This window comes from Candidatus Sericytochromatia bacterium (assembly GCA_035285325.1).
In the GTDB taxonomy this organism is placed as follows: Bacteria; Cyanobacteriota; Sericytochromatia; order S15B-MN24; family JAQBPE01; genus JAYKJB01.
In genome coordinates, this window is the sequence record JAYKJB010000061.1 from 73,033 (window position 1) to 82,933 (window position 9,901).

The 9,901-nt window shown below is 64.4% G+C and carries 9 protein-coding genes; 3 read left to right on the forward strand and 6 right to left on the reverse strand.

The genetic code is table 11. The annotated features are described in order from the left end of the window. Positions 1-107: 107 nt before the first annotated feature. From rsmD to VKP62_08095, 3 genes are all read right to left on the reverse strand, one after another. Positions 108-674, reverse strand: a complete 567-nt coding sequence (gene rsmD, locus VKP62_08085; protein MEB3197150.1) for a 16S rRNA (guanine(966)-N(2))-methyltransferase RsmD — start codon at positions 672-674, stop codon at positions 108-110. Between the two features lies 1 nt (position 675). Then, positions 676-1,563, reverse strand: coding sequence for a hypothetical protein (locus tag VKP62_08090; GenBank protein MEB3197151.1), 888 nt, complete (start codon positions 1,561-1,563; stop codon positions 676-678). A 70-nt stretch (positions 1,564-1,633) separates the two neighbouring features. After that, a complete protein-coding gene (locus tag VKP62_08095; GenBank protein ID MEB3197152.1) occupies positions 1,634-2,050 on the reverse strand; it encodes a hypothetical protein in 417 nt (138 codons plus the stop codon). 428 nt (positions 2,051-2,478) lie between these two features. Here VKP62_08095 and VKP62_08100 point away from each other — a divergent pair, with 428 nt between their 5' ends. From VKP62_08100 to VKP62_08110, 3 genes are read left to right on the forward strand one after another with little or no spacing between them, the layout of a single operon-like run. Continuing rightward, entirely contained in the window at positions 2,479-2,685 is a 207-nt protein-coding gene (locus tag VKP62_08100) for a twin-arginine translocase TatA/TatE family subunit (GenBank protein ID MEB3197153.1), read from the forward strand. A gap of 29 nt (positions 2,686-2,714) precedes the next feature. Continuing rightward, entirely contained in the window at positions 2,715-4,733 is a 2,019-nt protein-coding gene (uvrB, locus tag VKP62_08105; GenBank protein MEB3197154.1) for an excinuclease ABC subunit UvrB, read from the forward strand. A 27-nt stretch (positions 4,734-4,760) separates the two neighbouring features. Further along, positions 4,761-7,562, forward strand: a complete 2,802-nt coding sequence (locus VKP62_08110; protein MEB3197155.1) for a protein kinase — start codon at positions 4,761-4,763, stop codon at positions 7,560-7,562. Positions 7,563-7,652: 90 nt separating this feature from the next. On the opposite strand, the gene VKP62_08115 is transcribed toward VKP62_08110, so the two are convergent. The 3 genes from VKP62_08115 to VKP62_08125 all read right to left on the reverse strand — a co-directional run. Continuing rightward, the gene (locus tag VKP62_08115; GenBank protein ID MEB3197156.1) at positions 7,653-8,414 is read right to left on the reverse strand and encodes a GNAT family N-acetyltransferase; all 762 of its coding nucleotides are present in this window, start codon (positions 8,412-8,414) and stop codon (positions 7,653-7,655) included. Positions 8,415-8,560: 146 nt separating this feature from the next. Then, positions 8,561-9,397 carry a hypothetical protein gene (locus VKP62_08120; GenBank protein ID MEB3197157.1) on the reverse strand — a complete coding sequence of 279 codons (837 nt, stop codon included), beginning with the start codon at positions 9,395-9,397 and terminating at the stop codon, positions 8,561-8,563. A 301-nt stretch (positions 9,398-9,698) separates the two neighbouring features. Then, the coding region (locus VKP62_08125) for a hypothetical protein (protein MEB3197158.1) at positions 9,699-9,901 on the reverse strand (203 nt) is incomplete at its 5' end.

Sequence of the window (9,901 nt, forward strand, 5' to 3'; positions counted from 1 at the left end):
GGGACGGCGCCGAGCCAGCCTCCAACGCCAACCAGCCAGGAATCAAAATCGTACCACGGCCGGCGCGTGGGAGCCTGGCCGGAGGCCCGCTCGTCAGCCGTCCCGCGTCAACCGGTGGCCTCGCGTGATCGGTCCTCCTCGCCACATGCGTAAAAGCTCAGCGCGGTCCCGGAATAAACGCGCGTGGCGGTTCGGGTCAGAGCCCCGACGGACTCTGGGACATCGCTGTCACGGTGATGCTCCAGCACGACACAACCACCGGGCGCGAGAAGCTCGGCCGCGTCAATGCGTCCCAGCCACAGTTCCGCCGATTCCGCGTAGGGGGGATCGGCGAAGACCACGTCGAAAAGCTGTCCTTTCAGCCCTTGCAGGGCTGCACTGGCGTCCTGCGGCAACACTTCCACCACCAGGCGGGTGGCCCCCACATTGGCGCGGATCACGCGCAAGGCCTCCGGCAACCGCTCCACCAGCACCACGCGGGCAGCCCCCCGGCTCGCGGCCTCCAAACCGACCGCCCCGCTGCCGGCAAACAGGTCGAGCCAGCGTGAATCAGGCAACCTTGGCGTCAGAATGCTGAACAGGGCGGCCCGCACCTTGCCTTGGGTCGGGCGGGTCGCTTGTCCCGGCAGGGTCTGCAAGAGACGGCCCCGCGCGCGCCCCGCGATGATGCGCACCTCAGCTCTCCGCGAAGGCCGAGGCCATGTAAGCCTGCTCATCGGACGAGAAAACCCGCCGTCCGTCGGGCCAGCGATAGGGATACATGGCGGCGGCCAGGGCTGGTGCGATGTGCTTCAGCAAGGTCGCGACCTTGGGCGCCCAGGGTGGTTCCGCGAGCCCCCAGCGCACCAGCAGGAAGCCTTGTGGACGCCCCCGATGGAACAGTGGGTAGACCGTCAGGGATTCGCCCCCCAGCGGTACCGCCGCTGGCAATACGCCCGGCAGCACGCAGACCAGGCGAGGCAAGGGTGAGGCGATCAGTTCACTCCAGACGGCCGACGCCCGTGGACGGATCAGATCAGCCCAGGGTGGCACGCCCCGGCTCCCGAACAGCGGCGACGACGGATGGCGCCGGACCGGCACGAGCCAGACCTCGGCGGCCCCGAGGAGTCCCGCGAGATCTTCGAGAAAGGAGAACACCGTCTCCGGCACCCACTCTTCGGAGTACAGCAGGCCATTGGCTGCGCGCAGCAGGCGGGCCTCGTCTTCCACCGCCTCCAAACGAGCCTCGAGTCCTTCTTTGGCCAGCCGCAAATGGGCCGCCTGCTCCTGCAGGCCGCGCTGCGAACGCCACAGCACGCGAAGTTCGTGCGGCGTCCACCACCCGGTGGGTTTCGAAACCGTCTCGCAGTGGCCGCGCGGGTCAGGCTGAAGGTTGGAAACCATGCGGTCCAGAGGAGAGGCGATCGCCCACTCCGCCCACAGCACCACCAAGGCTGTCAGCGCGCCGAAGGCGAAAACGGTGTAGGACCAGTCGACACTCGCCCGCTGATGCCAGATAAACACGGCGCAAGCCGTCAGCATGAACAGCGACGAGGCCAACCAGAGGATCGTGCGAATGGACATTCAGGCGAAACCAGGCGGGATGAGAAGCTGCGCAACATCCTACCAGAGGGCCGCGGGGCTGCCTATGGGCTCACCAGAACTTCCACCAAGGTCGACGCACCCAACGACTGACGATCCGATACTGCGCGAGTTCCGAAACGAGCCTGTCCCGCTCCGCCTCCAGCGTTCGTGTCCGTTCTTCCAGTTCGCCGATGCGATGCGTGGCCCGCGCGTATTTTTCCGCCAATTCGGTTTCGAGTCGAACAGCCTGGGCCACGGCTTGGCTGACCAGTTCTCTCACCTGGTAGGGCGATTCGAACGGCGGCTCCTGATGCGCGATGGACAGAAGCGGCAGCACATCCTTGTCGCCCCCGTCCTCCAGCGCCAACACGTCCGACAGGCCGTCAGGTCCTTCGCTGTCACTGGCTTCGGCGTCCGCTGCACAGGCAGGCGGGCGGTGCCCCTGAGAAACGCCAGGTGGCAAGTCTTCGACGCTCCCCTCAGGCACGGCCGGGGGAGTTCCTCGCCCGTGCCTCGTCGGCGAGGCGAAATCAACCGGGGTCGGAGAGGGAGGCACGACCGGGCACAACCCTAACCTCCGCCTGACCGTGTCCGTGCCGGCCCCGGATTTGAACCAACGATCCGCCTCCCGCAGGGTGTCGGCCAGCTCAGCGGAGACGACGAAACGCCCGCGGCTCCCGCGACCTGGCTGCAGTCCCAGCGCATGAATGCGTTTGCGCAAACCGGAGGGGCTCAGGGCCAATTCCTCCGACAGCCTCCTCAGATCTTCTGGTTGCACGCTGGCGAATTCCCCGTTGACTGCGCTTGCATCCGTGACAACGGATCGATTCTAGGGGCCGCGATCGGGCCGTTCTGTGACCGAGACAGCGGGAAACGCTGCAAACGGCTATAATGCCAAGGTCCTGGAGGTGTCTCATGCCCATCGGTTTTCACGAACTTGCGATCATTCTGGTGGTGGCCCTGCTCGTTTTCGGCCCACGCAAAATTCCGGAGATCGCCAACGCCCTGGGTCGCAGCATCCAGGAGTTTCGCAAAGGGTCCCGGGAATTGGAAGACAACGTGCGTCGCGAGTTGACAGCCGGCGAAGACGCCACGACGCGCGACAGCACGAGCAAGGGATGAGACCGCTGCGCTAGAGAGGCGGCTCTGGGATGTCTGCACTCCGAGTCGTCTCCGACTACCTTCCCAGCGGCGATCAACCCACGGCCATCGATCGGCTGGTGGAGGGGGTTCAGCGCGGGCATGAGGCGCAGACCTTGCTGGGCGTGACCGGCAGCGGCAAGACCTTCACGATTGCCAAAACCATCGAAGCCGTTCAACGTCCCACCTTGGTGCTGGCCCACAACAAGACCCTGGCGGCGCAGCTGTGCAACGAATTGCGGGAGTTTTTCCCGGATAACGCCGTCGAATACTTCATCAGCTACTACGACTATTACCAGCCAGAAGCCTACGTTCCTCGCACGGACACCTACATCGAGAAATCGGCTTCCATCAACGACGAGATCGATCGCCTGCGCCACAGCGCGACGCGCAGCCTGCTGGAACGGCGGGACGTGATCGTGGTGGCCTCCGTCAGCTGTATCTATGGCCTTGGCATGCCCGAAACCTACCTCGAAGGCCGCGTGGAACTTGCGGTGGGCGAGGAGATCGCGCGGGACAGCCTCTTGCGCCATCTGGTCAGTTGCCACTACGAACGCAACGATGTGGAACTGATGCGCGGACGCTTCCGGGTGCGCGGCGACGTGCTGGAAATCGTGCCCTCGTTCGAGGACAACGTGTTTCGCATCGAGTTGTTTGGTGACGAGGTGGATCGCATCTCCGAGATCGACCCCGTCACGGGAGAGGTGCTGGGCCTCCGCCCCAAGCTGTTCATCTATCCCGCCAAGCACTTCGTGACCCCAGAGGACGAGCTCGCCCGGGCGTTGGTGGAGATCGAGGCCGAACTGGATGCCCGCGTGGCTCATTTCCAGGCGCACGGGAAACTGCTGGAAGCCCAGCGGATCGAGATGAGGACCCGCTACGATCTCGAAATGATGCGGGAAGTGGGCTATTGCAACGGGGTCGAGAACTACTCCCGCATCCTGGCGGGCAGACCCGCTGGCAGCCCGCCCTCCACGCTGCTGGATTATTTCCCGGACGACTTCCTGCTGGTGGTCGACGAGAGCCACGTGACCCTGCCGCAGCTGCAGGGGATGTATCGGGGCGATCGCGCGCGGAAGGAGGTGCTGATCGAGCACGGATTTCGCCTGCCTTCGGCCTTCGACAACCGGCCGCTCAAGATCGAGGAATTCTGGGGACGAGTGGGCCAGCGGATCTTCGTGTCCGCCACCCCCGGTGACTTCGAACTCCAGGCTGCTTGCCAGGTGGTGGAGCAGATCATCCGCCCCACAGGCCTGATCGACCCGACCATCCACGTCAGACCAATTCAGGGACAGGTCGACGACCTGCTGGCCGCCATCCGGGACCGCCTCACCCGTCAGGAGCGCGTGCTGGTCACCACCCTGACCAAGAAAATGGCGGAGGACCTCGCGGAGTATTTTCAGGAGCTGGGCTTGCGGGTGAAGTACCTGCACTCCGACATTCAGTCCCTCGAGCGCGTGGAGATCTTGCGTGACCTGAGAAACGGGGTCTTCGACGTGCTCATCGGCGTCAATCTGTTGCGGGAGGGCCTCGACCTGCCAGAGGTGTCCCTGGTGGCGATCATGGATGCCGACAAGGAGGGTTTCCTGCGCGCGGAAAGGTCATTGATCCAGATGATCGGCCGGGCGGCCCGTCACCCCAACGGCGAGGTCATCATGTACGCAGACAAGCTCACGGATTCGATGGCGCGTGCCCTGGACGAGACCGAGCGACGGCGAGTCAGGCAATTGGAGTATAATCGGGAGCATGGCATCACCCCCCGCGCGATCATCAAATCGTCCCGCAACAGACTCCTCGAGAGCCTGAAGCCTGGCGGGGCAGAAGCCACGCCCACCCTGGACCTTCCGAGCAATCCGCGGGAACGCGAAGCCCGCCTCAAACAACTGGAGAGCGACATGCGCCAGGCGGCTTCGGTTCTCGATTTCGAACTGGCAGCCGAACTGCGTGACCGCATCAAGGCCCTCAAAGAGGCCGATGGCTCGCCGACTCATCCAGACCCGGCCCCCAGCCGCCGCAAGAAACGCACCTGACCCCGCCCTTCTTCAGCAGGCCCCCGGATGGCAGAACTCCGCACCCATCGTGAACTCGTCGAGCAAGGCGAGACCGCCCTCATCAGCGCCCTCCTCCCTCTGCCCAACGGCTGGACGGTGCTGCCTCAACTCAGCCTGCCCGGACACCAGTTTCACCACGAACCCGATGACACGGATGTGGTGTTGCTGAATGAGCGCGGCATTTTTCTGCTGGAGTACCGCCACTGGCACGGACGCATTGAGCTCTCTGCCGAGGGGGCCTGGCATCACGTCTTCATTGCCGGGGGCCGGGAGCAACGCCCCAATCCGCTGCCCCAGCTCGAGTTGAAGCGGCTCGGGCTCGAGCGCTTCCTGATCGAGCGTGGCCTGCCCTCCGCCCCGATCCATGTCGCGCTGGTGTTCCCTGACCGTTCCCCCCTCGAGGGCGTGTCGCGGAGCGACGAGATGGCCACTCTGGCAGGCTTGCCCGTGCTGGCCCTCCATCAGACCCTCGGTTGGCTGACGCAGAACACGCCCGCTCGCCCCGTGGCAGTGCTGAGCGTACCCGAGCAGGCGGCCATCGCGGAACAGCTACGCCCCCACAGTCCACGCCGGCTGATCAACCAGTATCAGCTCACGTCCTGCCTCTCGCGTCGGGAGAACAAGACGACTTATATGGCCTGGGACACCGTGCTTGAGCGCCCGGTCCTGTTGCAGGAACTTAGTTACGATCCTTACCAACAACCTGAGCGTCTGGAGCGGGTCCGCAATGAACTCTTGCGGGAAGCCAAGCTGACGATGCAATTGCGTCACGACCACATCGTCAATGTGGAACACGTGATCCCGCGTGACGACTGCTACTACGTCATCACCGAATGGATCGAGGACTGCCAAACGCTCGCGCAGGTCATGCAGCGCCGCCAACCGAGTCGGATGCCGGTGGAGCAGGCCGTCGCGATCGGGCTTGCCTTGGCCGATGCCCTTGTCTATGCCCACTCCCAGGGCATCGTCCATCGCGATGTCCGACCGGAAAACATTCTCGTGGCGGCCAAGGGGGTGGTCAAGATCGCCAATTTCGGGCTGGCGAAAAAATCGGACATGAGCACGCTGTCAACCTTCGACCTGCGCCAGATGGTGCAGGAGAACCCCTACGTGGCCCCAGAGTTCAAACTCGGACAGACCGGCCACCACCACGTGGACCAGCGCGCCGACATCTTCTCGCTCGGCTCCCTGATGTATGAACTGCTGACCGGGCGCCTGCCCCGTCATCACGATGAAAAATACTTCGAAATGCCCAGCCTGCTGAACCCGGAGGTGCCTTCCGCGCTGGATGCGATCGTCGAGAAAGCCCTGAAATTCGACCCACCTCAACGCTTCTCGACCATGCATGCGTTCCGCGAACGGCTGGCCGCCTGGAAGGCCCCTGCCCCGACGGAAGGCTCACGCTACGTTCAGCGGAAGCTGCTCAAGCGCACCCGCAACTCACTGGTTTTCCAAGCATACGACCAGAAACTGCAGCGGCCCGTCGCGCTGAAGAAGGTGCTGCTGGATCCCCGCTTGATCGAGTCGGAACGCCACGGGCAACTGAACCAGCTGCTACGCGAGGCGCAACTCGCCAGCAGTCTGATTCATCCTCACATCGTCTCGGTTTTCGACCACTTCATCGAAGACGGGGACGGTTACATTGTCATGGAGTGGCTGGAGGGTCAAACGCTCCGAGAGTGGCTGGAGAGCCTGACGCCGCTCACCTTGCCACAGATCAAGCAGATCGCGGCTCAGGTGGGTGATGCCCTGCAATACGCGCACAGCCAGGGCGTGATCCATCGCGACATCAAGCCCGAGAACATCATGTACCACCAGGGCCAAGCCACCGTGCTGGACTTCGGCATCGCGCACACGGCCGAACGCAATGGCAACTCCGACCTGAACAAGACAGCCGGCACAGCACGCTACATGGCGCCGGAGGTGCTAGCCAATCAGGACCCCGACGTGCGCGCCGACATCTTCTCCTTGGGGGTGGTGCTGTACGAACTCGTCAGCGGCAAATATCCCTACGAGGCCAACGTGATCATGGCGCGCTACACGGCGGCCCTGCTGCAACCTCCTCAACCTCCCAGCAGCTGGAGTCTGGACTGTGACACCACCTTGGACGCCGTCCTGCTGAAAGCCTTGGAGGTGGACCCTGACCGGCGCTTCGCGACCATCGCGGACTTCCAGAAAGCGTTTCTGGCCCTGGAGCCCAGCCCGATGGTGCGTCCAAGAACTGAGGAACGCAGCGGTTGGCCTCTGCTGATCTCACTCTGTGCGGTGGTCTTCGTGTTGTTCTTGCTGGTGGGCCTCTGGACCTCGCAATCGTATCGCACGATGTTCAAGCTGCCACCGCCGCCCAGTCTGCCGCCCGTGGCGGTCGACTCTCCGCTGGCCCAGACCACTCCCACCCCACCGCTCGAAACGGCCACCCCCACGCCCGTGCCCTCTCCCGCAGCCTGGCAGAGCTACCCCATCACGATCGAAGGGGTCACGCTCGGAATCCAGCAGGTGGGTGTCACCCGGGGACGGACGCGCGTTCTACTGCGCGTGGACAACCGCAGCCCGGATGTCGTCTCGTTCCTGAGTCGAAATGACCGTCCCGAGCTGTTCTCCATCGCCGACGATACGGGCCGGGATTGGACCAAGCGGCTGGACATCCTGAGCGTCGACACCACCCTGCTGCGGGTGGAGCCCGGCCAGACCGTCGAAGGCGGATTCTCCCTCTCTGGGGAACTGAACGAGCAGGTCAAGGCCCTCTTCGTCAGCCTGATGGAAGATGGCGGAAAGGGCCGCAAGTACCCGCTTCGAGCCAGTCGCTAACTGCTCCTGGCTTGGCCTCGCGACGCTCCACGAAAGAACCACACCGAGCAGAGGCGGACGGCGACGCCGCGGGAAGTGTGTCTCAATGCGTCAAGCAAGCCGAGGGGAAATCCAGACGGCGAGGCGCTGCACGGAATGGCGCGTCACCTCGGCGTCGACATACAGGCGATGCACATCCACATTCTCCGCCGAAGTGGAGAACCACATCCGTGTCTCACCCATCTCAAGCAAGGCGCGCTGTGCCGCCCGGATCAACTTGCGGGCCACCCCTCCTCCACGCGCCACCGGCAGGACGGCCAGTTCATACAACAGGGGCCCCTGATCCGTTCGCTGCAGCCAGACGACGCCGACCAGTCGCCCTCCCGCGCGCGCCACAAAGGAGGCGCCAGGCAGGAAATTCTCGTCCTCAGCGACGAGACGTCTCAGGACGGTCAGCAGGTTGGCCCGTGAGGGGACCGCGGGCCAGGCCAGGAGCAGCCCGGAAGGAAGCGCCTCGTGGGCAAGACACACCAGGGTAGCGGCCTCCTCCCAATCGCCGGGAGCCCACGGGGACAAATCGGCCTCTGCCCGCTGCCCGGTGGCATAATCCGTCGCCGCGAGCGTGTTACACCATTCCTGCCGGTGACACGCCTGGAAGCCCTCGGCCTGCAACCCGTCCAGAGGGTGGGAGAAGATGCCTTCTGCCGCCGTGATCACCTCGTAGCGGCTCTGCAAGGCCGTCAACAGGCCCCGCTGAACAGGGGCCTCCCAGGACCCCAGCGTGGCCACCAGCGTCCCGTGTCCCGCAGCCAAGGGCTGCACCAGCAAGACCCCGTCCACCCCGACGGGCGATGAAGCGGCCCACGCCTCCAAGCGGCCGGCCTCCATATGAGACCGCCAGCTCGGAAGCCAGACTGAGGACATTCCAGGCGGCAAACCAGCCGGGGCCCAATCAGTTGCGCGGACCAGCGTGGTCAGGTCCGCCGGGGTCAGGGATTCGACCGGCACGAGCGAAACGGTCAGTCCCGTTCCCCAAACAGCGGTCCCAGAGCGGGATGGTCCTCATAGCGGGCCCGCAATTCCAGGATCGCCAGCAAACTTCCGTTCAATTTGTTCCAATCCGCATCTTCCAGGGCCGTCTGGCGCGCCGCGGCCGGCATCTGACGCAAACGCGCCCCGGCAGCCTGCCCCCAGTCCAGCAAAGCGAAGGCCTCCTCGAACACGGCGCTGAGGCGGCCCACCGCGATGGTGAGGTCCTGATCGGCCCCCATCGCCTGCTTGAGGGCCGCTGCGGCCGCCTCCTGCTCATCCTCGGACCCGTCGTGGGCGCGAAACGCATTGCCCGAGGCACGCAGCACCACGTCAATGCCTGCCCGATTGCGGTACCAGTGGTACTCCAGCAGGGCCACGTCCAGCAGCGTGCGCTCCGTCAGGTAATCCAAGTCTGCCACGGGGATCCGCAAGTCAAGAGGCTTCGCCTCCGACAAAGCGGCCGGATCCTCGCCAGCGGGAATTGCAGCCAACTGCTGGGCATTTCGCTCCCACACGGCCAGTTCGACGGAGGCGAAGGTTTCGGTGGCCGCATGCACCTTTTCCAGCAGGCTCATGCGCTGAAAGTGCTCCTCGATGCCGGGCTCTTCCCGACGTCCCTCCAAGCGTTCCCGCACCTCGCGGGCCTGCTGCAGGTCAGCCTGCGCCACCTCCACCCGCTGACGAGCGGCCTGAACTTGCCGCGAAATGGTCTCCTGCGCCCCCTTGGTGGCTTGAGAGAGCTGCGTGCGCACTTCTTCAAGCTGCCGTTGCGCCTCTGCGATGGCTTCCTTGCTGTCGGGATTGGGCGATTGCGTCTTCTCCACCTTGCCGTTTCCTCCTGGCTACATCGCTGGCGCACTGGCCATAGGGCGCCCCTCACTGTGTTCCCCAACAAAAAGGAGTGCAAACGTGTACACAAACACACGCCCTATACCGCGAAAAAAATGATGCAATGGCATTGAGAGTCCAACCCATCGAGGAGCCAGGCACGACCGCAACCCCTCCCACGCCGGGAAGGCGAGGACACGCGACACCTACCAGCAACGACAAACCGGACCGACAAGCGGTCCGGTTTGAGGGCCTATGCGAATGGAGCACGGCCAACCGAATCTGGTCCGGCACCAGTTATGCCACCTTGGTGGCACCTGGGTCCGCGCCCGCCGCGCCGGCGACTGTGTTCACCGCACCAGCAGCTGCATTGAGGGCCCTCTTGAAGTCGTTACCCGCCGCATTTTTCGTCTCGGTGAGTTTGGCGGTCACCTGCTCTTCAGCCCGCTTCGCTTCCTGAGCCACCGGGCCATTTCCATTCAGCTGGTTCATGAACCCGG